Annotated in this window: 19 protein-coding genes; 7 read left to right on the top strand and 12 right to left on the bottom strand. The window is 43.3% G+C overall.

Annotated elements, in window-relative coordinates; translation table 11 throughout:
- The 3 genes from Q0081_RS28820 to Q0081_RS28810 all read left to right on the top strand — a co-directional run bounded on the left by Q0081_RS28820 (position 1) and on the right by Q0081_RS28810 (position 4903).
- The gene (locus Q0081_RS28820) at positions 1 to 504 is read left to right on the top strand and encodes an RDD family protein (RefSeq protein WP_298361624.1); all 504 of its coding nucleotides are present in this window, start codon (positions 1 to 3) and stop codon (positions 502 to 504) included.
- 52 nt (positions 505 to 556) lie between these two features.
- On the top strand, positions 557 to 3589 hold the full coding sequence (locus tag Q0081_RS28815) for a VPS10 domain-containing protein (RefSeq protein ID WP_298361622.1): 3033 nt from the start codon (positions 557 to 559) through the stop codon (positions 3587 to 3589).
- 288 nt (positions 3590 to 3877) lie between these two features.
- The gene (locus Q0081_RS28810) at positions 3878 to 4903 is read left to right on the top strand and encodes a lytic transglycosylase domain-containing protein (protein ID WP_298361620.1); all 1026 of its coding nucleotides are present in this window, start codon (positions 3878 to 3880) and stop codon (positions 4901 to 4903) included.
- Positions 4904 to 4981: 78 nt separating this feature from the next.
- Here the strand turns inward: Q0081_RS28810 and Q0081_RS28805 are convergent, their stop codons facing one another.
- From Q0081_RS28805 to Q0081_RS28790, 4 genes are all read right to left on the bottom strand, one after another.
- Positions 4982 to 5524, bottom strand: a complete 543-nt coding sequence (locus Q0081_RS28805; protein WP_298361619.1) for a YceI family protein — start codon at positions 5522 to 5524, stop codon at positions 4982 to 4984.
- A 168-nt stretch (positions 5525 to 5692) separates the two neighbouring features.
- Complete coding sequence (locus Q0081_RS28800; protein ID WP_298361617.1) at positions 5693 to 6472, bottom strand: polyprenol monophosphomannose synthase; 780 nt, start codon at positions 6470 to 6472, stop codon at positions 5693 to 5695.
- A 92-nt stretch (positions 6473 to 6564) separates the two neighbouring features.
- On the bottom strand, positions 6565 to 7620 hold the full coding sequence (hemE, locus tag Q0081_RS28795) for a uroporphyrinogen decarboxylase (RefSeq protein ID WP_298361615.1): 1056 nt from the start codon (positions 7618 to 7620) through the stop codon (positions 6565 to 6567).
- A 44-nt stretch (positions 7621 to 7664) separates the two neighbouring features.
- Entirely contained in the window at positions 7665 to 8318 is a 654-nt protein-coding gene (locus Q0081_RS28790; RefSeq protein WP_298361613.1) for a metal-dependent transcriptional regulator, read from the bottom strand.
- 176 nt (positions 8319 to 8494) lie between these two features.
- On the opposite strand from Q0081_RS28790, the gene Q0081_RS28785 reads away from it, so the two are divergent.
- Positions 8495 to 9823, top strand: a complete 1329-nt coding sequence (locus Q0081_RS28785; RefSeq protein ID WP_298361611.1) for an Nramp family divalent metal transporter — start codon at positions 8495 to 8497, stop codon at positions 9821 to 9823.
- A gap of 2 nt (positions 9824 to 9825) precedes the next feature.
- On the opposite strand, the gene Q0081_RS28780 is transcribed toward Q0081_RS28785, so the two are convergent.
- The 3 genes from Q0081_RS28780 to Q0081_RS28770 form a co-directional block, all read right to left on the bottom strand.
- Positions 9826 to 11244, bottom strand: coding sequence for an FGGY-family carbohydrate kinase (locus Q0081_RS28780; protein ID WP_298361609.1), 1419 nt, complete (start codon positions 11242 to 11244; stop codon positions 9826 to 9828).
- Between the two features lies 1 nt (position 11245).
- Positions 11246 to 12520: a TIM barrel protein gene (locus tag Q0081_RS28775; RefSeq protein WP_298361607.1), complete on the bottom strand. Its 1275-nt coding sequence runs from the start codon at positions 12518 to 12520 to the stop codon at positions 11246 to 11248.
- A gap of 117 nt (positions 12521 to 12637) precedes the next feature.
- On the bottom strand, positions 12638 to 14770 hold the full coding sequence (locus Q0081_RS28770) for a bifunctional aldolase/short-chain dehydrogenase (protein WP_298361605.1): 2133 nt from the start codon (positions 14768 to 14770) through the stop codon (positions 12638 to 12640).
- A gap of 131 nt (positions 14771 to 14901) precedes the next feature.
- Here Q0081_RS28770 and Q0081_RS28765 point away from each other — a divergent pair, with 131 nt between their 5' ends.
- Entirely contained in the window at positions 14902 to 15873 is a 972-nt protein-coding gene (locus Q0081_RS28765) for an NAD(P)H-quinone oxidoreductase (protein WP_298361603.1), read from the top strand.
- A gap of 65 nt (positions 15874 to 15938) precedes the next feature.
- Here Q0081_RS28765 and Q0081_RS28760 read toward each other — a convergent pair whose 3' ends face one another.
- The 3 genes from Q0081_RS28760 to Q0081_RS28750 all read right to left on the bottom strand — a co-directional run bounded on the left by Q0081_RS28760 (position 15939) and on the right by Q0081_RS28750 (position 20126).
- Positions 15939 to 17252 (bottom strand): serine hydrolase, encoded by a 1314-nt coding sequence (locus Q0081_RS28760; protein ID WP_298361601.1) that lies wholly within the window; start codon positions 17250 to 17252, stop codon positions 15939 to 15941.
- A gap of 38 nt (positions 17253 to 17290) precedes the next feature.
- Entirely contained in the window at positions 17291 to 18565 is a 1275-nt protein-coding gene (locus Q0081_RS28755) for a hypothetical protein (protein ID WP_298361600.1), read from the bottom strand.
- Between the two features lie 127 nt (positions 18566 to 18692).
- On the bottom strand, positions 18693 to 20126 hold the full coding sequence (locus Q0081_RS28750; protein ID WP_298361599.1) for a mandelate racemase/muconate lactonizing enzyme family protein: 1434 nt from the start codon (positions 20124 to 20126) through the stop codon (positions 18693 to 18695).
- A gap of 269 nt (positions 20127 to 20395) precedes the next feature.
- Between Q0081_RS28750 and Q0081_RS28745 the strand changes: the two genes are divergently transcribed.
- On the top strand, positions 20396 to 21316 hold the full coding sequence (locus Q0081_RS28745) for an RraA family protein (protein WP_298361598.1): 921 nt from the start codon (positions 20396 to 20398) through the stop codon (positions 21314 to 21316).
- Positions 21317 to 21385: 69 nt separating this feature from the next.
- On the opposite strand, the gene Q0081_RS28740 is transcribed toward Q0081_RS28745, so the two are convergent.
- Both Q0081_RS28740 and nadB read right to left on the bottom strand, forming a co-directional pair.
- Positions 21386 to 22648, bottom strand: a complete 1263-nt coding sequence (locus tag Q0081_RS28740; protein WP_298361597.1) for a DUF5690 family protein — start codon at positions 22646 to 22648, stop codon at positions 21386 to 21388.
- Positions 22649 to 22798: 150 nt separating this feature from the next.
- Positions 22799 to 24382: an L-aspartate oxidase gene (gene nadB, locus Q0081_RS28735; RefSeq protein WP_298361596.1), complete on the bottom strand. Its 1584-nt coding sequence runs from the start codon at positions 24380 to 24382 to the stop codon at positions 22799 to 22801.
- Positions 24383 to 24630: 248 nt separating this feature from the next.
- Between nadB and rplM the strand changes: the two genes are divergently transcribed.
- The gene (gene rplM, locus Q0081_RS28730; protein WP_298361595.1) at positions 24631 to 25074 is read left to right on the top strand and encodes a 50S ribosomal protein L13; all 444 of its coding nucleotides are present in this window, start codon (positions 24631 to 24633) and stop codon (positions 25072 to 25074) included.
- Positions 25075 to 25076: the final 2 nt, after the last annotated feature.

The following is a 25076-nucleotide window of genomic DNA, read 5'->3' as shown; positions in this document are numbered from 1 at the left end:
ATGGAAGAGGATTTGCCTTTGTTAGATGAAAATGAACTCTATCGTAATTCCCTTCGTCCTACTACGTTGGCAAAGCTATTGGTTAACTTTATTGTTGATTACATTATCTTTCTTGGCTTTTTCATGTTTTTGGTCGTTGCTATCGGTATCATTGCCGGATTAGTGACGGGCGACGAAGAATTTACTTTTTTCTCTGATTTGGAGCGGATGAATCCTATACTGGATCGCATCTTTACGGGAGTAATGTACTGTCTTTATTGTTTGTTTTTTGAATACGTTGCCAACGGCAAATCCATCGGAAAAATGCTGACCAAAACCAGAGTGGTAAGCATCGACGGTACTAGGCCTACTTTGAATCAGTTGATAACGCGCAATTTTTCCAGAATCGTCCCTTTCGATGGATTTAGTTTTTTAACCGAAACTCCTCAGGGCTGGCATGACCGTTGGTCTGATACTTACGTGGTAGATGACAGTTCTTTGCCCGATAAAGGCTATTTGCAATAAGTAAGTCAAGTTTTTTACGTAATAACCATAACCTTTTTACTTAACTTCATCAATGAAAAACCGCTACATTATCCCTATTCTCCTTCTTTTGGGTACTGCCTCCTTTTCCCAAAAGAAAAAATCGACAACTCAAACGCCCAAACAAGCCATCCCTCAAGCGATTTCTTCGACAACTGCCGCTGAGCGCATGGCAGGGTACGAACAACGTAAAAAGATAGATGCTTCGTCGTTGGTCAACAATGTTAAATTTCGGAGTATTGGTCCAACTAATATGAGCGGTCGGGTAGTGGATTTGGATGTAAATAATGCCAATCCTACGCATTTCTTTGTGGCGTATGCTTCGGGTGGTCTTTGGAAAACCGAAAACAATGGCATGAGTTTTACGCCTTTGTTTGATAATGAGGCTTCAATGACGATTGGAGACATTACCGTGGATTGGAAGACCAACGGTCAAACGATTTGGGTTGGGACAGGTGAAAACAACGCCAGCCGGTCTACGTATTCGGGTACAGGAATCTACAAGAGCACCAATGGCGGTAAAACGTGGCAGCATTTAGGATTGGAGGATACTCACCATATTGGACAGGTAATCCTGCACCCTACTGATCCCAATACCGTTTGGGTAGCAGCAGTAGGGCATCTTTATTCTTCCAACACAGAGCGAGGCATCTATAAAACCACCGATGGAGGGAAGACGTGGAAGAAAACGCTCTACATTGATGACAAAACGGGCGCAATTGACCTTGACCTTGACCCTTCAAATCCGGCGGTTTTATACGCATCCATGTGGCACAAAGAGCGTCGGGCGTGGAATTTTGTGGAAGGAGGAAAAACTTCAGGCATTTATAAATCAACAGACAGTGGTGAAACCTGGAAATTGCTGACGGTCGAAAACAGCGGTTTTCCAACGGGAGATGGCAACGGGCGCATTGGGTTGAGTATTTACCCGAAAAACCCCAACTTGATGTATGCATTTATCGACAATCAGGTACGTCGTAAGGAAACTCCTCCCCGAACTGCCCCTACAGGGATTACTACCCGTGCACTCAGAACTATGAATAAAGAAGATTTTCTGAAATTTTCGGATGCGGAAATCAATGAGTTTTTGGATGCGGCTAATTTTCCCGAAAAATACAACGGCAAAAAAATCCGTGAGCAAATTACAGCCGACAAACTGACGGTTAAAAATTTATACGATTACGTCACTGGCGCGAACGATGAAGTGGTTAATTCGCCTGTATCGGGAGCTGAGGTATATAAAAGCGAAGATGGAGGTCAAACTTGGAAGAAAACCCATACCGAACCTATTGACGCCGTTTCTTCTTTTGGCTATTATTTTGGGCAAATCTTTGTCAGTACTGAAAACCCTGATAGAATCATTATTTATGGTGTCCCCATACTTCAATCCATGGATGCTGGAAAAACCTGGAAAAGTTTGGATGCCTCCAATGTCCATTCTGATCACCATGCTCTTTGGTTTAACCCTAAAAACGCTGACCATATTCTGATTGGTAATGACGGCGGGCTTAACTTAACGTACGATGGAGGCAAAAACTGGTCTCATCTCAACCCGATTCCGGTAGGGCAGTTGTATGCAATTGCGGTAGATATGGAAAAACCATATAATGTATATGGCGGTATGCAGGACAATGGCGTATGGTGGGGAACTTCACAGCCGGGTGAGGAAGTAAGACCTTGGAAGTCAGTGATGGGCGGTGACGGAATGCAAATTCAGGTGGACTGGCGCGACAATTCGACGGTGTACACTGGATTTCAATTTGGAAATTATTTCAAAGTCAACAAAAACACATACCCTGCGGGGATGAAACGCCTACAAATGCCACTCGTTGATATTGGAGAAGCAAAACTTCGTTTTAACTGGCAATCACCGATTGTGGTGAGTCGTCATAATCAAGACATAGTTTATTTTGGTTCCAATAAATTTCATCGCAGTTTGGATAAGGGGGAAACCTTTCAAACACTTTCAGGCGATTTGACCAAAGGACCTAAAGAAGGGGATGTGCCTTTTGGAACGTTGACTACACTCGATGAATCTCCTAAAAAATTCGGGCTTCTCTACGCGGGCAGCGACGACGGCCTGATTCACGTATCCAAAGACGGAGGATACACTTGGACCAAAATCTCGGACGCTTTGCCGCAAAATCTGTGGATAAGTCGTGTAGTCGCGTCAACTCATAACGAGGCAGTAGTGTATGCGTCTCTCAACGGCTATCGTGATGATATTTTTAAACCTTATTTGTACGTATCGACTGATTATGGCCAGAACTGGCAACCTATTGGTACTGATTTGCCTGCGGAACCTATTAATGTTGTTCGGGAAGATCCCAAAAATGCCGCTATTTTGTACGTGGGGACCGACAATGGTGTGTATGTTTCGCTTAATCAGGGAAAGACCTTCATGCGAATGAGTAGGGGGCTCCCTGCCGTAGCTGTACATGACCTTATTGTGCATTCACGCGATAATGAATTAGTAGTGGGCACTCATGGACGCTCTATTTATATAGGGGATGTGAGTTTGATACAGCAACTGGCGGATACGCTTACAAATAAAGAAATCCACTTTTTTGCGCTCAAGCCTCTTAATTATTCGCCGAATTGGGGGAGAATGTTTGACAAATACAGTGAGCCAAGAGTTCAAAAATACGAAATTCCATTTTATACTAAAGCTTCTGGAAAAAGCAGTATTAGGATTCAAACCGATAAAGGTCTTACGTTGCGTACCCTGACTGATGACAGCGAAGCGGGATTGAATTTTGTTGATTTCGACTTGGCCATTGATACTACTGCAAAAGCAGAGTATGAAAAGTTTTTGAACGCTGCTAAGAAAAAGGACGAAAAAGAAATAAAGTTGGAAAAAGCAGACGACGGTAAACTGTACATACGTGCTGGTAAATACAAAGTGGTAGTAGAAACGACTACGGGAACAAAAGCGGAGCAAGTGCTTGAAATTAAAGCTCCGGAACGTCGCTCTTCCCGTCGAATGAATGCTGTTCCGGCCAATATTTCTACTCCGGGCGAGTTTGAAGAATGGATGGAGGAAATGGATTTGGAAGGAAAAAAATAGGCCTGAAAAAATACAATTATCGAGAGGTTGTCGTTATGGACAGCCTCTTTTTTTGTAGTTATTTGAAGGAGTATTTTGCTCTGAAATTAGGTCGTTTTGGCATAGTTTTTGTGATAAAACACAGACGCTTAAATTGCAACTATCTGATAATCTTTCAGTAATTTGTTTGCAAATTGTACAATATTTGAATATCTTTACGTTAACAAAGCATAATCAGCTATGGAAAAGCGGCAAAAAGTGACCTTTTGGGAATCCTTCGTCGCAATGTTTAACTAACCAAAAACAGTTTTGAAAAGAAGACAATGTATCATTCTATCAACGCTTTTGTTGTCAAGTTTAGGAGCTAAAGCCGAGGGCTTTAACGAATCCTCCTGTATCCGTTTTTGTAACGAACCGTTACCTGTTTACGAAAACCAAGTACTGACTTATTTTCAGTCTGCTTTGCGTCACACGGCAAGTCTGCCGCTTCATCAAATTAAACCTCGCGCACAGAAATTTTTTCAGGTCATTGACCCAATTCTGAAGCAGTACCAAATTCCATTGGATTTTAAATACCTGTGCGTTGTTGAAAGTGCACTTGAGTCAAAGGCAATGTCACACAAAGGCGCTTATGGATATTGGCAGTTTATGCCCCATACGGCTCGCTCCATGGGCCTTGTAGTGGAAGGTAAGGTAGATGAACGTGAAAGTTTAGTAAAATCTACTCACGCCGCCTGTCTGTACTTTTTGGATTTGTACAAGCAGCTCGGTTCTTGGTCGCTCGTTGCTGCTGCTTACAATGCAGGTCCTACGAAGGTAAAGAGATATTTGAATAACCATGGCAAAACAAGCTATTACAATTTACGAATCAGTGCCGAAAATCGGAAGTATCTGTATCGCGTGTTAGCTGCCAAAGAGTTGTTTACCCGGCCTGAAATGTATGCAGCCGTGGTAGCGGAAGAAATCACGCTTACCAAATTTATTCGACTTTACGGTCTTACAATGGGGTTGATTGCTCCGCCTAAAATTAAAATAAAGCCAAGTGCAAAAAGCGAATTGCAGATTTCTGACGTAGAAGCTACATTGGATAATGCGCTTATGACCGGTTTTGACGAATTGATTCCTTTGTCTTTCAAACGCGAAGGGGCTTTCAGAAGCATTTTTATAAAAAATGAATCAGAGTCGGAATTAGCTCAAAATACGGAGAAAAACAGGCGCCTTGTTTGGTGGCGTGCTCCTCGGGTGAATCAGCGACGTCGCAATGACCTTCAAACGTTGTTGGCGGAGTCTCGAACGAAACCCAATAGTCCACGGACCAAGTCAAAATTGGTGTAAATAAACTTCTCTTTGCAAAAAACAAGGGGCATTCTCGATGAGAATGCCCCTTGTTTTTTGCAGTTCTAATTGTTGCAATTAGCCTTGTTTTGCTATTTGAATGTTGAAGTGAAGTTTCACTTCATCACTTACTACCACACCGCCTGCTTCAGTTACGGCGCTCCAGTTTAGTCCAAAATCTTTACGATTCACTTTTCCTGAAATTTCAAAACCTGCTTTGGTATTGCCATAAAAATCAACCATTTGACCGCCGTAGGTTGCTGAAAGAGTTACTGACTTGCTTACACCTCTCATTGTCAGATCACCTACCAAAGTGTACTCATCTTCGTCTTTTTGAGTAAAAGAAGTCGATACAAAAGTTAATTTTGGATGATTTTCAGCATCAAAGAAATCGGCACTTTTCAAGTGGGCATCACGTTGTGACATGTTGGTATCAATGCTGTTCACATCCGCACTGAACTGAATGAAAGCTCCTTCAAAACTGTCTCCATCTGTTTCGAGGGTGCCCTCAAAACTTTTAAAGCTACCGGTTACGGTTGAAATCACTAAGTGCTTTACTTTGAATTGTACTTCCGAGTGGGTGGGGTCAATGGCCCAAGTGGTTTTTGCTAAAGTTTCCATGTTTTTATTTGAGTGTTTATGTGGAATCGAAATTGATGATGCAAATATATGTGTATATACATATAATGTCAAGACATTTTATTTATTTTTTTAAAAACGGTAAAAAATAAGGTGCCGCTAACAAAAAATAATTGATAGCGGCACCTTATCACCTATTGTGTTAATATATTATCCCATTTCAGCTACTGTTAGCAATGCTACAGACTTAGGTTCATTTTGTCGAATATATGTTTTGAAAAAACTTCTGATTTTTAGATACAAAACACCCAATACAGCTTCTTTAAATATCTTCGTCGACATTTTTGAAACACCTCGGGTACGATCCGTGAAAATAATGGGCACCTCATTGATTTCGTACCCATACTTCCAGGTATTAAATTTCATTTCAATTTGGAAGGCATATCCTACAAACTGAATTTCATCCAAACCAATTCCCTGTAAAACTTCACGCTTATAGCAGATAAATCCGGCAGTAGGGTCCATAATTTGCATTCCTGTTACAAAACGAACATAAACTCCCGCAAAGTAAGACATCAGTACGCGACCGATGGGCCAATTGACCACATTTACTCCCTTAATATAGCGAGAGCCAATGGCAACATCATAGCCACCTTCTGTACAGGCTTCATAAAGCCGTACCAAATCAACAGGATTATGAGAAAAATCGGCATCCATTTCAAACAAATACCGATAGCCTTTACTAATAGCCCATTTGAAACCGTGTATATAAGCCGTACCCAACCCTTGCTTGCCTTTGCGTTCCAATAGATGCAAACGCTCAGGAAACTCCAATTGCATGTCTTTCACTTTGAAGGCCGTTCCATCGGGCGAGCCATCATCAACAATCAATACATCAAACGGATGGTTGAGACTGAATACCTTACGGATAATAGCCTCAATGTTCTCAATTTCATTAAATGTCGGAATCACGACCACACACTCTTTCATAGCTTTGACCAGGTTTGGGATGTTAATAGTACTAATACAAAAACGATTCCAAACTAATGTAAGTATGTGAAAAAATCGTTAAAAAAAGTTAATTATCCTATAGAGGAGGTTTGAGCCGGTGATTCGGAATATTCTTTGACTGATTCAATGAAACAACGGACTTTATCAGGGTTCGTATCGGGATATACTCCATGACCCAAATTTGCGATGTAATGTTGTGTTCCGAAAGTTTCAATCATTTTGCGCACTTCCACTTTAATTTGACTGAAAGACGCATATAATACGCAGGGGTCAAGGTTTCCCTGTAATGTTTTGTCAGGAATTAATAAACGAGATTCGGCAGGGTCCATGTTCCAGTCTAAACCTACAACTGAACAATTAAGCTGTCCAATTTCCTGACGGGCAAAAAATGCCCCTTTGGCAAATACCGTTAAAGGCACTTCGAAAATGGCATCACAAATTTGTTTGATATAGGGGAGTGAGTATTCCCGATACTGAGCAGGGGAAAGAATTCCTGCCCACGAATCAAATAATTGCACCAAATTGGCACCTGCTGCAATCTGAGCTTTTAGGTAGGCAATCGTGCTGTCGGTTATTTTTTGTAATAATGTATGAGAAAACTCGGCATCAGCATAAAGGGCTTTTTTAGCGATGGAGAACGTCTTGGAACCGCGTCCTTCCACCATATAACAAAAAATAGTGAACGGAGCACCGGCAAAGCCAATCAAAGGCACCCGACCGTTCAATTCTCGTTTCACTATTTTGATAGCATCCAAAACGTATTTTAAATCCCTTTCCGGTTCCGCTATTCGAAGCCTATCAATGTCGGCTATCGTTCTGACTACATTTGGAAACACCGGCCCACGCTTTTCTTCCATTTCATAAGGAAGTCCCATGGCTTCCGGTACCACCAGAATATCAGAAAATATGATGGCTGCATCTACTCCCAATAAATCTACCGGTTGAATGGTAACTTCAGCGGCAAGTTCGGGGTTGGTGGCCAATTGGATAAAACTTCCTGCTTTTTCGCGCACGGCGCGGTATTCGGCCAATATTCGGCCCGCTTGACGCATCATCCAGACGGGAACGCGTTCTGTTTTTTCTCCGCGTGCGGCGCGCAGAAGAAGGTCATTTTGTAATAATTCCATAATGCAAATGTACGAAGAAGCGGGGAGTTGGGATTGGGTAGTTTTTATTTTACCAAAAGATTTTTGGCTACTTCATGGCTTATAAATACCGTTTGTTGATTGTCAATCAGTACATGGATGGACTTATCAAATCGGTTGATTTCCTGTACTTTCACCTGACAACCGAGCATAATACCCGATTTATCCAAGTGTTGCAGAAAAGCAGAAGAATGCTCAGATACACCCGTCACAATTACAGTATTGCCCTCGTTGATTTCAGAAAGTTTCCGATAGCGAAAGGCAGGCATTTGTCCATCAGCGTCGGGTATAGGGTCGCCGTGCGGGTCAAATTGAGGATGGCCTAAAAAAGCGTCCAGTTTTTCAACCAGCCGTTCTGAACGAATGTGCTCCAATTCTTCGGCAATAACGTGAACTTCATCCCAACCAAACTGCAATTTTTCGGCTAAGAACACTTCCCAAAGACGATGTTTTCTGATTACAAGTAAGGCAAGCCGCTCACCTTCCTCCGTAAGCCGGACGCCGCGGTACTTTTGGTAGTTGATTAACCCCTTCTCTGCCAAACGTTTCAGCATGTCCGAAACCGAAGCTGCGCGCGTATTGGTACTTTCGGCCAAGGCATTGGTCGAGACCCATACTTCGATATCTATTGACAGAAAGAAGATGGTTTTTAAATAATTTTCTTCGGTAAAGGTTTGCATTTTTAGGGTGTCAAGACAGGAATTAAAAATGAATCCTGTTTGCTCACTTTTGTTTTTGCAAAAATAATTTTTTTGAAGCTCAAATAAAAAATTTAGACTAACCTAAAAATAATATTTGGAATTGCCTATATTTGTAACGTTTACTAATTAACAAGCCATGAAAACGATAAAAAACGATGATTCCTACTTATTCACCTCACGATATGACGCCTTCTGAACATACGTCACTTTCTGAAGTCAATGCATCTATTCAAGTTCCTCTTACCAAGGGTTTTTGGAAAAATATGCGCGCTTACGTTGGCCCCGGCCTAATGGTAGCGGTAGGTTATATGGACCCGGGCAACTGGGCTACTGATATTGCAGGCGGAGCGCGATTTGGTTATACACTGCTTTCAGTGATTTTGATTTCCAATTTATTTGCGATGCTGTTGCAACATTTATCGCTCAAACTTGGCATTGCCACGGGTATGGATTTGGCACAGGCGTGTAAGGCTTATTTTCCTAAACCTGTTGCGATGGCGTTGTGGGTATTGGCCGAAATTGCCATTGCTGCCTGTGACTTGGCAGAGGTAATTGGGTCGGCAATCGCACTTAATTTGCTGTTCGGTATTCCATTAGCAGTGGGTGTTGTCATTACCACCTTAGACGTTCTGCTGATTTTATATTTTCAAAACAAAGGCTTCCGTATTATTGAAAGCATTGTGGGAGGGTTGATAGCCGTTGTTTTGATGTGTTTTGTGTATGAAGTTATCGTTTCCAATCCTGAGTGGATGGCAGTAGCCGGAGGGTTTATCCCCCAAAAAGAAGTGGTTGCCAATCCCCGTATGCTGTATGTAGCCATCGGGATTTTGGGAGCAACCGTGATGCCGCATAACTTATATCTTCATTCCAGCATCGTTCAAACCCGGGCTTACGCTCGCACAGAGGAAGGTCGTCGTTCTGCCATTCATTATGCGACTATCGACTCCACAGCTTCGTTAGGGATTGCATTTTTTATCAACGCTGCTATTTTGATTTTGGCAGCGGCTACTTTTCACAATTCAGGAAACCAAAATGTAGCGGACATTACCGATGCTCACCAACTTTTAGACCCGTTGTTGGGAAGTAGATGGGCAAGTGTACTGTTTGCCGTAGCTCTTTTGGCGGCGGGACAAAATGCGACCATTACCGGTACGCTGGCAGGACAGATTGTGATGGAAGGATTTTTGAATATTCAACTAAAACAATGGGTGCGTCAGCTTATCACACGTCTGATTGCCATTATCCCTGCTTTGTTTGTAGCCATTCAATACGGCGAACACGGCTCAAGTGAATTATTGGTTTTCAGTCAGGTAATACTTTCTGCCCAACTGAGTTTTGCCGTGATTCCCTTGATTATCTTCACCAGCAAAAGTGATTGGATGGGGCGTTTTGTAAACTCACGCTTACTCATACTCGTCAGTTGGGCTATCGCAGTGGTTATTGTAGGACTGAATATCTATTTGTTGGTAGATACGTTTAAGTAATCTCAACTGTTTTTTACAAACCCCAATCCATCGGGTGTAAGGTGACTGTTGTAGAACCGTAAGTCAATCAAATCGGGAGGTAACGTTTTGTTGTTCCAATGCCGGTGAATACTCAACGCTGCTCCTAATGAAGTTGCCTGAGCTACCGAGGCCGCGAAGATTTCCATTTCAGGAAAAGCAGCCGCGAGCAAATTCATATAGATAGGGTTTTTGCCAAAGCCGCCATCCACAAAAATACGTTTAACGCTTGAACCCGTTAGCACGAGTCCTGTCGAAACAATCTGCTGACTTACGATATCTAAAATCAATTGATGATACGCCTGTTCGTACGAATCAAACCCCGCTAAGTCACGGTAGCCAAAGAGTGTCTTGGGCATAGGTGGTTTTGAAAGTTGTTCAAAATCTATACCGTCGGTTTTCTTGTCTGATTTTAGTTGATTAATTATGGTATTGTCAAACGCTACTGTTTTGTAATAATTGGCTTCTTTTTCAAAGTGTGCAGACAGTCGTTTGGTTTGTTGTTCATGTTCGTACCCTGCAAATAAACGTGATGCCTTCACAGGCTTACGATTGTATTGCATAAAGCAGAGACAATCATACTGAAGCTCTTCGTTGGTAAGAGGCGTGTGATTAAAAGGATTAAGGCTGATGCACCATGTTCCCGTCGAAATCAATACAAAAGGTTCCTGAAAGCTAACCAAGTAGGGAATCAATGCGGCCGAGCTATCGTGTAAACCAACTCCTACCAAACGCTTCTGACCATTCATGGATTGAGTAGTGACCAAATCGCCGGGGTGGGTAGGAGCCAATTTGTCCATAATTTGTTCTTGAGTAACCCACGCATGATACTCATTTATGTCAAAATCCCAGAGGTTGGTATGGCAGCCAATGCTTGTAATGTCGGAAGCAAATTGTCCCGAAACCAAAGAAGCAACGTATTGAGGAAGATGGAGAGAATACTTAATTTGGGCAAACAATTCAGGGTTTTCGTACTTTAGTCGATAGATAATCATCCCTGAATTTAAACTTCCCAAGATAGGAGAGGCCGTTTTGCGAGAAAATTCCTGTTCTCCGCCGTACGTATCATAGAACTGCTTTTTAAGCGTTTCGGGATAGGGCTTAAGATAATTGTAAAGGGGAGCAACAGGGGTACCATCTTCACCAACGTGAACAAAACTCGCTCCGTAGGTGGAGAAATTAATCGCTTTGACATCGTACTCTTCCAAAGCCAAAATATTTTGCAACGACTGAATAACCCACTCAGTCAACAGCGAAACGTCTTCGCAAGGGTCGCCGTCTTCATCGGTAGTTTCGGGAAATTGTCCCGAGTTTTCTAAGACAATTCGGTAGTTTTCGTCAAAAAGAAAGAGTTTTTTATTGGTTTTTCCAATATCCAATACGGCACAGACGGGGGTTTTCATACTACAGGCCAGTCGCTATGGTTTTAAGTCCTCTTTCAGCAATCAGATTTTCGCGCACTTTTAGACTGCGGAACAATCCTAAAGGATTTAAAGCCCCTCCTGCGCGTAAACGTGCTTCGGCAGCTAATGCCCGCACATCGGTACGGAAAGCATTTTGAAGAATTTCCTGACAACGTACTACGTCATTAATGGCTTGGGCTTCTTCTAACGCTTTTCTGTCTACCGACAATGCCTGTGCATACGACATCATAATACCTTCTACTGATTGTAGTAAGTCTTCGAGTGGGTCTTTTACGTTGTGCGACGCATCAATCATCCAGCCCAAATCAGTTGCGTGATTCATCCCACGAGCGTCCATGCCTTCTACCAATTCATTGAATATCAAAAACAATTGATAAGGCTTCATCGCACCGGCGGTAAGGTCGTCGTCACCGTATTTAGAGTCATTGAAGTGGAAACCACCCAATTTTCCTTCCATGAGCAACAAAGCCACAATTTGTTCGATGTTGGCATTGGGTAAATGGTGGCCTAAGTCAACGAGCGTAAAGGCTTTTTCCCCTAATTTTTGAACGTACGAATAGGATTGACCCCAATCACCAACGGTCGTTGAATAAAAATTAGGCTCGTAGGCTTTGTACTCCAGAAACATTTTCCAGTTTTCGGGCATCGCTGCGTAGATTTCCTGTAAACTTTCGAGGGTATTTTGATACGCTTTACGAAAATTCAATTGCCCCGGAAAGCAAGAGCCGTCCGATAGCCAAACCGTTAGTGATTCAGACCCCAATTCGACACCGTGTTTGATTACTTCAATATTGTGTTCAATAGCTTGTTTGCGTATGGCCTTGTCCACATTTTGCAATGAACCGAATTTATAGGTTAACGCCTGATCGGGTTGGTCTTGAAAGGTATTAGAATTGACCGCGTCAAATTTCAGACCGTATTGCGCGGCAAGCGCTTTAATGGCTTTGGCATCTTTTGGAATATCCCACGGAATATGCAAAGAAATAGCTCCTGACGATTGATTCAATGAATGCAGCAAGCCTACATCTTCAATTTTTTCTTCCAAACTGCGAGGCTCACCACCACCGGGGAAACGTCCGAAACGGGTTCCCCCCGTACCCAAAGCCCAAGAAGGAATGGCAATCTGGAAATCAACGAGTTTTTGGATAATGGCTTCTGCATTTTCAATTTCTGAAACGGCAAAGCTCAAACGACGCTCATGACCTTTCAATTGATCGTCGTTGTATTGTTGTATCTTGTACTTTTCGAGTTGCATGGTAATTGGTTGGGTTGGAAGAGAAAAGGATGGCTTAATTTTGAAAAATCTACCGCCTGAATTCAGGCGGTAGATTCGAGTATTAAACTAACCTATGATGAAAAAACAATCTTTAATTTAGCGAACAAAAGCCATGGCTACACCGCCGTCTACGTTCAAAACGTTGCCGGTAGATTTGCTGAGCAAGCCACCGACAAATGCAAAGCAGGCGTTGGCGATATCGTCCGGCAAAATGGTTTCGTTCAACAGGGTACGCTTGGCGTAATAAGCCGGAAGCTCTTCAATCTTAATACCGTACGCTTTGGCACGGCCTTCGGCCCAACCGCCGGCCCAAATATTGGAATCGGCAATGACGGCATCAGGATTGACGGTATTTACCCGAATCTTATCTCCTCCCAATTCGGCGGCGTTCAAACGGCTCAAGTGCAATTGAGCGGCTTTCGCCGAACCGTATCCTGCATTGTTCGGTCCTGAAACCAAGGCATTTTTGCTCACTATATTTACTATGTCTCCGCCAAAACCCTGTTTGCGCATTACTTCTACACCTGCCTGAGTAACAAGGAATTGACCTTTCACTAATATATCATATAATCTATCCCAGTCTTCAATGGTATGGTCTTGGATAGGTTTCGAAATGCTGATACCCGCGTTGTTTACGATGATATCCACTCCTCCAAATGCCAGTGCGGCAGCGTCCATTGCCGAAACAATGCTGCTGGCATCGGTTACGTTCAAAAGGGTAGTTGATACGGCGTCTTTCCCGAATTTTTTCACAAATTCTTCTTTTGCACCTGCCAAACGCTCCTCGTTAATATCGTTCAAAACCACAACGGCGCCTTCTTCGGCAAATCGTTTGGCAATTGCTTTTCCTATTCCTCCCGCACTCCCGGTTACTAATGCTACGCGTCCGGAAAGGGCTTTGGGTTTGGGCATCCGTTGAAGTTTGGCTTCTTCCAATAACCAATATTCGATGTTAAACGCTTCCTGACGGGGCAATGAAGTGTATTCAGAAACTGCTTCAGCCCCTTTCATTACGTTGACGGCATTGATGTAATATTCGGATGCCAAACGAGCCGTCGTTTTATCTTTTGAGAAAGTAAACATTCCAACTCCCGGATACAGAATTACGACCGGATTAGGGTCACGCATCGCGGGTGAGTTAGGGTGTTTGCACGTTTCGTAATAGTCGGCATAAAGCTCACGATACGCCACAAAACCAGGAGTAAGTTTCTCTTTTAATGTCGCCACATCTGACAAATCTTCGTCTGGGGCCAGATTTAATACCAACGGACTGATTTTGGTACGCAAAAAGTGATCGGGACAAGAGGTGCCGAGTGGTGCGAGTTTATCTAAATCATTGGAATTGATAAATTCCAAGACCCGTTGGTCATCTGTAAAATGACCAACCATGGTGCGGTAAGACGAACAGAAACCACGGAGTACAGGAGCTAATTTTGACGCTTGTTTTTTACGGCTTTCTTCGGGCAGGCTTTCGATTTTCGGTCCCCCAAATACAGGTCGTGTTTTTCCGTAGTTCGCCTCTAAATACTCAGCACATTTTTCAATGACTTCAAGGGTGTTGATATAACTTTCGTAGGAAGTATCTCCCCACGTAAACAAGCCATGTGAGCCCAACATAATTCCACGCAACTTAACACCGCGCGCTGCTGCTTCTTCTAAACAGGCGCGGAGTTCAAGCCCTAATTCAAAACCCGGGCGACGCCACTCAACCCAGCCAACTTCTCCGCCAAAGAGCTCGTCAGTGATTTTTTTGCCGTCTTTGGCCGCTGCAATCGCAATAGCAGCGTCCGGGTGCAAGTGATCAATGTGCGCAAACGGCAGGAAGCCGTGCAAAGGTGTATCAATAGAAGGAGCTTTGGAGGCCAAATCAAAAATGCAGTGATTGAATAACTCAACCATTTCATCTTCAAATTCAACGCCGCGATACACGTTTTCTAAATTTCTTAAGCGCTCCACGTACAAGGCTGCACAACCTGATTTTTTGAGTGTTCCAATATCGCCACCTGAACCTTTTATCCACATCACTTCCACTTTTTTGCCCGTAAGCGGGTCTTTATCAGTGATTTTCACAGATGTATTTCCGCCGCCATAGTTGGTTAAGCGCAGGTCAGCTCCGAGGAGATTAGAACGATAAATAAAGAGGGCTACTTCGTCACCCGCCAATTCGGCAGCTTTAGCTTCGTCCCAGAGGTAGCTCACATGATTGAATTGCGTGGTAGTCGCTGACATAATATTTTTTGCGATTATGATAAATGTTGTCTGTTCTTGGTATTATAACACAAAAGTATATGACATTTTTGTGGGGAGTGTCATGTACCTTCATGGAGTCATTTTATTTTTAAATTTACTAAATTTACGGCATGAAAGCCATTCTTGTTTCTCAAACTGGCGGTCCCGAAGTTTTACATCTACAAGACCGTCCCCTGCCTGTTTCTACTGATTTGGAAGTACTGATCAGAGTACATGCATCGGGCATTAATCGTGCCGATTTACTCATGCGACAGGGACGCTATGGGATTAATTCTCAACCTCCTGCTGAACCTTTAGGCCTGGAAATCGCAGGGGTTGTCGAACAGGTAGGCGCAGAGGTAACACGTTGGAAAATAGGTGACCGAGTCTGCGCGCTTATTCGTAACGGTGGTTATGCAGAATACGCTTTGGCTGATGCCCGCCACTGTTTGCCTATTCCAACGGGGCTTTCATTTGAAGAAGCGGCGTGTTTGCCCGAAACCATCATGACGGTGTGGAGTAATGTGTTTCAACGAATGCACCTTAAAGTCGGTGAAAATTTTCTGGTGCACGGCGGTACAAGCGGCATTGGAGTAACGGCTATTCAACTGGCAAAGGCGTTTGGCGCACAGGCATTTGCTACGGCGGGCAGTGATGAAAAATGTCAATTTTGCGAAACACTGGGCGCTGTAAAATGCGTCAATTACAAAACACAGGACTTTGTCGAAGAGCTTAAATCCTTTGGTATAGATGTGATTTTAGATTACGTTGGCGGGGACTACACACCTAAAAATATTCGCCTTCTGCGTCCCGATGGACGATTGTGTTTCATTGCAAGTTTAGGTGGAGCTCAAACGCAGTTCAATATTTTGGAGGTAATGAGTAAAAGGCTCACCATCACGGGCAGTATGCTTGCTCCCCGTGATGGTGATTTCAAAGCTGCGTTGGCTGCTGAAGTGGAAAAACACGTTTGGCCGTTGATTGAAACGGGACAATACAAACCGATACTTTATAAAACGTTTCCGTTGGAAGAAGCCGCTGCTGCCCATCGCTTGATGGAAAGCAGCGAACATATCGGGAAAATCGTCCTTGTAACCACATAGATGCATAGGTCACATAGATTGAATTTTGTTTCTATATGTTCTATTTTTCTATGTGGTTGCCATTACTACTCCAACGCCTGATAAATCATCAGGTCAAACTTACGGTCGAGTTCGCCGCCATAGCTCGTTGGCCACATTTGTTTCATCAAAACGGCACAGATTTTTTCCTTAGGATCAGCGAAATAGTGCGTACTGAAGGCCCCGCCCCAACCGAAAGCACCTACACTGCTGTAAAGGTCGTTGGAGCGTCCTGCTTCGTTGATGACGCTAAAACCCAAACTAAAATAGCTACGGGGGTCGGGGAAGAGTGTACCACTTTGGTTGCTATTGGTAAAAAGTTCGACGCCTTTGGGACTCAATAATCGCTTGCCATTGTAAATACCTCCATTCAATAACATTTGCAAAAATACAGCATAATCATAGGCGGTACTTGACAATCCACCACCGCCGGAATAGTAAGTCTTGGCTCCTTTAATGGGATAATCAGGGTTGGCTGTCATTGAATTGGTGACATTCTTTACCAGTCCCTCTTCTTTATCTTCTGCGTACAAAGGCACTAAACGGTCTTTTTTTGCGTCCGGCAAATAAAAGTAAGTGTCTTTCATGCCCAAAGGTTCGAAAATGCGCTTTTGGAAAAATTGATCCAACGTCATTCCCGAAACTACTTCTACCAGATATCCTAACACATCAGTGCTTAATCCGTACGTCCATTTTTCTCCGGGTTGGTGGTTAAGAGGGAGCTTTGCCAATTTTTTGACATTATCCCCAATTTTTACATTCTCCAGCGTGAAAGCATCAATAATTCCTGCTTTGGTATAAATAGCCCTCATTCTTTCGTCGTTTGCAATCGAATTATAGTTGATGCCCGACATGTGGGTCAGCAAATGGCGAACCGAAATTTCTCTTTTTGCAGGAATTGTAGTGTAGCTACTGTCTTTAGGATTGAATTGGTCAAGAACTATGGGCTTGGCAAATTCAGGAATATATTTGCTGATAGGGTCATCCAGCATGATTTTTCCTTCTTCGTGTAACATCATTATCGACAGCGAAGTGATGGCCTTGGTCATAGAGGCGATGCGATAAATGGCATCTTTGGATAAAGGTTTATTAGTTTCTAGATCCGCTTTCCCAAAGGCTTTGTAGTAGACGATTTTACCGTTTCGCACCACAATCGCTACTACACCCGGAAACGCTCCTTTGTCGATATAAGACTGAATAATGCCATCTAGGCGATTGAGACGCTCAGAATCCATTCTGGCTGCTTCAGGAGCAGCTGCCGACAACAGGGGAGGAGCCGGTTTTGTACTTGTTTGAGAATAAAGCGAAAGGGTCGAGAAAACCACTAACGCGAGAGTACGAAAAAGGGAACGATTATACATGAAGATGAGGGTTTGAGGATAAGCAAAATTAGGGGAAATTAAATCGCAGCCAAATCCTTTGCAAATTCTTCAAACGACTTAATCTGATACTGAGCCTGCACTTTTTGATTTAGTTCGCAGTAAATAGGATTGGCTAAATCTTTAAAAATTTGCGCCAATTGCTCTTCCGATTTTACCGCATTTTGTGGTGCCAAATCAATCAAATGGCGGTCGTTTTGATATTGGTGAATAAAACTATACAGACTCAAACCGTCTTTGGAAGTATAACCATAATCCATCATAAAAGAAGGAGTATCGGTAAAACAGGCTTCCAAACCCATCGTTGTCCCTAAATGAAAAAAGGCTTCTGCATTGGAAATTTTCTCGAATTTTTCCAGAATGTGCCCGTCCTTTACCGATAAATCCAAGGTCCTGAAACCATCGTCCATCACTACATTGGGTAAGGAGCGAAGCGTACTGTACAACTCCCAATTGCCCTGTACCGGATAAGGACGAACCACTAATTTTAAATCAGGGCGTGCTTTTGCCAATACGTTAGCGATAGACATCACTACATTGACTTCCTCTTTGACCAATTCTACCACCCCAATAGCGCAACCTACGTAGACGTATTTGAACGGATACGTCCGCGAAAGTTCTGATTGAGCGCGTCGAAACTCTTCAATGTACGCAAACTGACTTGCTCCAACTTCCTTAACTTGGGTTGACGGAATGTGCTGAAGTTCAATCACATCTTCTCTGATTCGTTCATTCCAACACACATAGTGGGCTCGTTCCGAAAAGCAGATATGTTTGCAGGCATGATCCCAACTATACACATAGACTTTTACGGGATACTTTTCGTGCAGGAGACGGGCCATCAAAAAATCGTCGGCAATGGCCGTAAAACACACAAATTGGTCAATTCCTGATAAATCGGTAGCACCTTGATATTGAAGTTGTTTTAAATAAAAATCGTAAGAAATCACTTTGGGCAGACGTCGTACCCATTTTATGATTTCGTGATTTTTTTTCAGGATTTTAGGGTCAGAAGTAAGCGAAGCCTTAAACAACTCCATCAAAAAAAAGTTGTGGCGACTTTTTGGAATCCGTTTAAAAAGAATGTAAATCTTTATCCAAAGCGTATTCCAAAGGCTCTGTTTTCTCTCATTAATGAGCCGAAATTCCAGCCCTTCGGGTAAGTGTCGTAAAATCTCGTCGCGGTTTTCGGGGCGTCCAAAAATAACTACTTCGTGCTGTTTGGCAACTTGGGCAATGACACGCCGCACGTCGTTGCGGAAATCAAAAAAAGAGACAACAAAACCAATTTTCATCTGCAATATTTTGTGGTACAGCGGTAAAGTTGCAAAAAACGGATTGTTTGCCAAAAAAAAGCGTCAGACGGTTCAAAACCGTCCGACGCTTAGATTACTGATATTTATTGATAGGTTAAAAATAATACTAACTCCAATCCCGATCCCAAGAATCTTTTGTATTCCATTCGTCGGTTGGGGCAAACCATTTTTGGTCTTTCATAAGGAAACGTTTGGCTACTTCTTCATTCAATTCTACACCAAGGCCCGGTTTGTTAGGCACGGGCGCAAATCCATTTACTACCAAAGGTTTTCCTCCGGTGACTATGTCTTCCCAACCGGCAACATCAACACCGTGGTGTTCAAGAGCCACAAAGTTTTCGGTGGCGGCGGCACAATGCACGTTGGCCATAAATGAAATCGGACTTCCAGCAAAGTGCATTGCCATCGGAATACCATGCTCTTCGGCGTAGTCACCAATTTTTTTAGTTTCCAAAATTCCACCCGAAGACGCTAAATCAGGGTGAATCATATCCACCGCTTTCGCATTGATGAGTTTAATAAATTCTTCTTTGAGGAAAATGTCTTCGCCTGTCAAAGTAGGGGTATCAATAGCATCTGAAATTTGTTTCCATTGATCGGTATAAAACCACGGCACCAAATCTTCGAGCCAAGCTAATTGATATTTTTCAACGGCTTTACCAAGGCGAATCGCCGTATTGACGTCAAAATGCCCAAAGTGGTCAGCCGCGACGGGGATGTTATAGCCTACTCCTTCGCGAATTTTACTCACGTATTCGGAAATGTAATCCAGACCTTTATCGGTTATTTGAATACGGGTAAAAGGGTGTTTGGTTGCACCGTAATTACCCACAGTTTTTGTTTTGTTGTCTTTTTGGCTGAGTTTCCAGACATTGGCTCCAATCAACATTCCCGGCTTATCGGCCAATAGCCCAATACCGAAGTCCATTTTCAGGAATGTATAGCCTTTATCCAAACGTGTTTCTTTCAATTTTTTGGCAAAATTGCTTGGGTCGTCTATTTCGGGAGTATCGGCATACATTCTGACTTCATCGCGGTATTTTCCACCCAACATTTGATACACTGGTACGTTATACGCTTTGCCGGCCAAATCCCACAGCGCCATCTCCACACCGCAAACACCGCCCGCTGCGCGACCATGTCCACCAAATTGTTTGATTTCCTTAAAAATCTTTTCAACGTTACAGGGGTTTTGTCCCAACAAACGACTTTTCAGCATCAAGGCATAATTTGGGCTGGCTCCATCGCGCACTTCTCCCCAGCCTACTAACCCCTGATTGGTATCAATCCGAATAATGGGGCTTTTAAAAGGTACTCCCTGTAAGTGAGCAATGCGTATGTCAGTAATTTTTAACTCCGCAGGTTTGGAATCGCGTTTTACTTTTTGGGTGATATACTCCATTTCCTGCTCATGCTTACCATCCAGCATTAACCCCAATGACAGGCCGCCTAATACGCCTTTTTTAAGAAAATCACGGCGTTTAGTTTCGGATTGGGCGTGGGCATCAGGGAGCTTGAATCGGTCAAATAATTTTTTCATTTGGGCTTAGAATTAAGTGCGGAGGCACGGTTATAAATGATTCTTAATTTTCAATTGTCGAGGGTCGATTGCCAATTTTCAATTTATAATTGGTAATCAATACTACCTTGGCACAAGATTAGGACAATTTTTTCTGAAAATATTTCAAAATTCACCGTTGGAAAAAGATAGAAGTATACAAAAGGTATTTGTTGGACTTTTGTAAGCCCCCTAAGCCCCGAAGGGGATTATCACTAAAAAAACTCCCCATCGGGGCGGGGCCTTTGATTATGAAAAAGCTATTTCTTTTCTCCTTGCTCCTTTCTTCCTTGTTGCTTTCTCCTGCATTTGCGCAAATTCAAGCCCCTAAAGAGCTCATCCAATTTTACACGCAGGAATGGAAAGGCGAACGCTTCCCGGACGGTCGTCCCAAAGTACCCGACGAGATTGTAAAACGTTTAGCGAACGTCTCTATCGAAGAAGCATGGGGCATTATGCGAGGCGATGGATATAACAATCAGTTTGAAGGAAACTTTCAAATCATTCACCCCGAAAAACCGCTCGTCGGACGTGTATTGACGGCTCAATACATGCCTGCTCGCCCTGACATGGAAAAGCCAATTAAGGAAAAAGGCAAAGCCGATGGTCGGAAAGGGAATACTAATTCTTGGCCTATTGACGCCCTTCAAATCAATGATGTGTACGTGGCGGATGGTTACGGAAAAATTGTGGACGGAACGCTCATTGGTGATAACCTCGGCAACTCTATCTACGCCAAATCCAAAACAGGTATCGTGTTTGATGGAAGCGTGCGAGACTTGGAAGGATTAAGCGCCATTGATGGTTTCGTCGGTTATACGCGTGGCTACGACCCCTCTGCCATTAAAGACATGACCATGACATGTATCAACTGCCCCATCCGTATTGGACGGGCGTCGGTATTGCCGGGAGATTTAGTTTTGGGAAAACCCGAAGGGGTGATTTTTATTCCGGCGCATTTGGCTGAAAAAGTAGTGAATCAGGCAGAATTCATTGCTCTGCAAGATGAATTTGGCCACAAAATGCTTCGGGAAGGGAAATATACTCCTGGTGAAATCGATATGAAATGGAACGATGCAATCAAAAATTCCTTCCGCGAACACATAAAAACCCGCTCAGGAAAAGTATACCTGACTGCGGAGCAGATTGAGAAATTCCTGGCAAGAGAGTAGGGTAATCAAAGTATTGGATAGTGCGCTCACCGGACATTAGAAACTTTTCTGATGTCCAGTGATTTGTTTTTAAATGACCGCTTCTTGCAATTCTCTCGCGTGATATTTTCTCTTAAAAAATCCAAAGGAAACGATTACCAAAACCACATATACCACCGCCAAAACGTAAGCACCGTAGATAAAAAAGTCCAGAAAACTGATGTTGGGTTGGCCGAAATTTTTGTAGATCAATACCATGACCGTTCCCAAATAGCCCCACCAATCGGCCAAAGTCACTACAAAACTCACTGTGCTGACGTACTTGAACGAAGCTACAAACCGCTCAAAATAAAGACCGTTGCAAGGCACATACGCTAAATATAGTCCTACGCCCGTCAGGGTAAACCACACTCCCGGCGATAATAATCCCTGCTGAAACATCCAAGTGCTGACGCCTACCGTAATTCCTCCAGCAATCAGCAAAAGATTAATGAGATAAAATGCCTTCCAATTGTCTTTTACCCAACGCAGCGTAGCCATCAGCAACAAAATAAAGACCGACACAAAAGTTTCGGTTTGGGTAAAAATCAAGGGATTATCTACACCAGCAAGTTTTAATATTTCGGGCGCAAAATTGTCTCTGAAATCACGGAACGCGGTCAGGAAAACGTAGGAAACAATCAGGGTAACCAAGCCAACTGAAAAGGTGTTGATAAAGCGGCTGCGGTCGGCGGCATTCATCGGCGCTCGCTCGGTGCGCTCAGCGCGATCTTCGGCCGTCGGGGCGGGGAGTTTGGCTAAAGCCCAAATCGCCAACAGCAACGGCAACGTAAACAGCAAACCCGTAGTAAACGGCATCCAAAACTCCGAAACCCCGTTGTTGAGTAGCGTTTTGCCAATGGTTTTGACAAATCCAGACGCAAAAATGAAAGAAGCGGTCAACCCTGCCACCAACGCATCCGTTTGGCGGCGCCCCTCCAAAAAGCCTAATACTGTCCCGTACACCATGCCCAAAGGAAGCCCGTTCAGAAACAAAAAAGGAATGTTATACGGGGCTGGTACCAAGGCAAAACCCAGTAAAGCCAGTTCGGCAAAACCTACAAAAGATAACAAATAGATGGCGCGTTGGGCAGGTTTCATTTCTGAAACTACCTTAATTCCAATCAGTTTTGAAAAAGCGTAGCCCAATACTTGCAGCGTAATTAACCAAATTTTATAATTGACTCCCCAAAAAACCATTCCGTCAAACGTGGCGGCCGTTATTCCCCGCCGAAAAGCATACATACAGGCATAAGCACAAAAAGCAGCAGTCGACCCCCATACCATGAGGCGAAATTCAGAAGGTTTTTTCATAAAATGGTTTAGGAATAATAAAAAAGCGTGTTTGTTGACAAACACGCAAAAATATCAAATTCTACGTTTCGGCAATGTTATTCTTTGTGTATGCTGGGCAAGATTTGTAATCTTGCCCTAAAGTGATTGCGAATTTGTAATTCGCTCTATTTATTTCTTCACGTGGTCCAAATTAAAGTGCAGCCCCACATTTTCCCGACGCGCCATCGCCATTTTCAGTACCAGATAAGAGACGTTAATCATGTTGCGAAGCTCCATAATAGGTACGGAAACTTTTGACTGCCAATACAATTCTTCGTGTTCTTTGAAGATAAGTTCTACGCGGTCATGGGCACGCTGCAAACGGCGATTGGTACGAACAATGCCCACGTAGTTAGACATAATAGCCTCCAATTCCTTGGTCATTTCCGTTACCAGAATCGCTTCTTCGGGGTGCGTAGTTCCTTCGTCATTCCACTCAGGAATATTTTCGGGAATATGAGCATCCGGTAGGTTCTCAACGGTTTTTACAAAGGCCCGATGCGCAAAAACCACTGCCTCAAGCAACGAATTGGAAGCCAAACGATTAGCTCCGTGCAATCCTGTACAGGCACATTCGCCGGTCGCATACAAATAGAAAATATTGGTTTGTCCAAATTCATTGACTTTGATTCCGCCGCACATGTAATGTTGCGCAGGAACCACAGGAATATAATCCTTACGAACATCAATTCCCAAATTGTCGCGGCAATAGGCAGTAATGTTTGGAAAGTGCTCAATAAATTTCTCGTAATCGCAATGAGTTACATCAATATAAACGTGTTCGTCTCCGTATTTTTTCATTTCTGAGTCAATGGAACGAGCTACAATATCCCGAGGAGCAAGTGAAAGGCGAGCGTCATAATGCTCCATAAAAGTCTCTCCTTTTTTATTCCGTAAAATCCCGCCAAATCCGCGTACCGCTTCTGAAATCAGGAAGTTAGGTTTTTTGCCCGGTTGGTACAATGCCGTAGGGTGAAATTGAATAAATTCCATGTTATCACATACCCCTTTGGCCCGATATGCCATCGCAATGCCGTCACCAGTGGCAATACGCGGATTGGTCGTATTTTGGTAAATATTTCCGATTCCACCCGTCGCCAACATGGTGGTCTTGGCCAAAAATTTCTCTACTTCGCCCGTTTTAGTGTTTAAAACATACGCCCCAAAGCATTTAATATCATCGCGGTGACGATAGACAGTTTCTCCTAAATGGTGTTGGGTAATGAGGTCTACCGCAAAATAATGCGTAAAGATTTGAATGGAAGGATGCGCCTTTACTTCACTCAAAAGTGCCCGTTCAATTTCGGCCCCGGTAGCGTCTTTGAAGTGTAAAATTCGATGGTCGGAATGCCCGCCTTCCTTCGCTAAATCATATTCACCATCGGCTTCTTTGTCAAAGCGGGTTCCGTACGAAATCAGCTCCATAATGCGCTCAGGAGCTTCTGTTACCACAATTTCAACAATGTTGCGCTTGCTGATACCACCACCTGCCACCATCGTATCTTCGATGTGTTTTTCAAAAGAATCCTCTTCGGCCCACACGGCCGCGATCCCTCCCTGAGCATATTTGGTATTGGTTTCATCGGCTTGTACTTTAGTGATCACTGCAATGGAGATTTTTTCCTGTTGCGCATCAAAATGCCGCGCCAATTTGGCGGCGTAACTCAGGCCCGCAATCCCGGAGCCAATCACTAAAAAATCGAATTGAGGCATAAAAATCAATTTATGGAATAGAAGCGGTACGTCGCGCGGTTTGAATTTACAATAGAAAAGCAACTTTGTACGTAAAATACGCTGCTTTCTTTCACTGCAAGAATAAACAATAAATCAGTAAAAATTTAATTTTTAGAATCATTTTGCGATTCAAAAACCAAACCGCTATATTTGCAGTCCGATTTTTGCCTTAGAATGCCCGTTTATATAGTTAATTAATTGATTTTCAACGAAAAACACTTAGCAAAGTGGATACACTCAGTTACAGAACCGTTTCGGCAAACTCCGCTACTGTCCAAAAAGAATGGATAGTGGTAGATGCCAAAGGTGAAATCTTGGGACGTTTGGCCAGCCAGATTGCCAAAATTTTGCGCGGCAAGCACAAGCCGTATTTTACTCCGCACGTGGACTGTGGAGACAATGTGATTGTCATCAATGCCGACAAAATTCGCTTGACCGGCAAGAAGATGACTGACAAAGAATACGTTCGTCACACGGGTTATCCGGGTGGACAGCGTTTCGCTACTCCGCGTGAAATTTTGGCCAAACAACCTCACAAAGTAGTCGAAATGGCGGTGAAAGGTATGTTGCCTAAAAATCGTCTTGGTCGTAGCATTTTTACCAATTTGCACGTGTACGCTGGTGCTGAACACCCACATGCTGCTCAACAACCGAAAGAAATTAAATTCTAATC

Origin of the sequence: Runella sp., from assembly GCF_027484545.1 — a bacterium.
GTDB lineage: Bacteria > Bacteroidota > Bacteroidia > Cytophagales > Spirosomataceae > Runella.
Note: the sequence above shows the minus strand (reverse complement) of the source record. Positions and strands in the feature narration are given on the sequence as shown.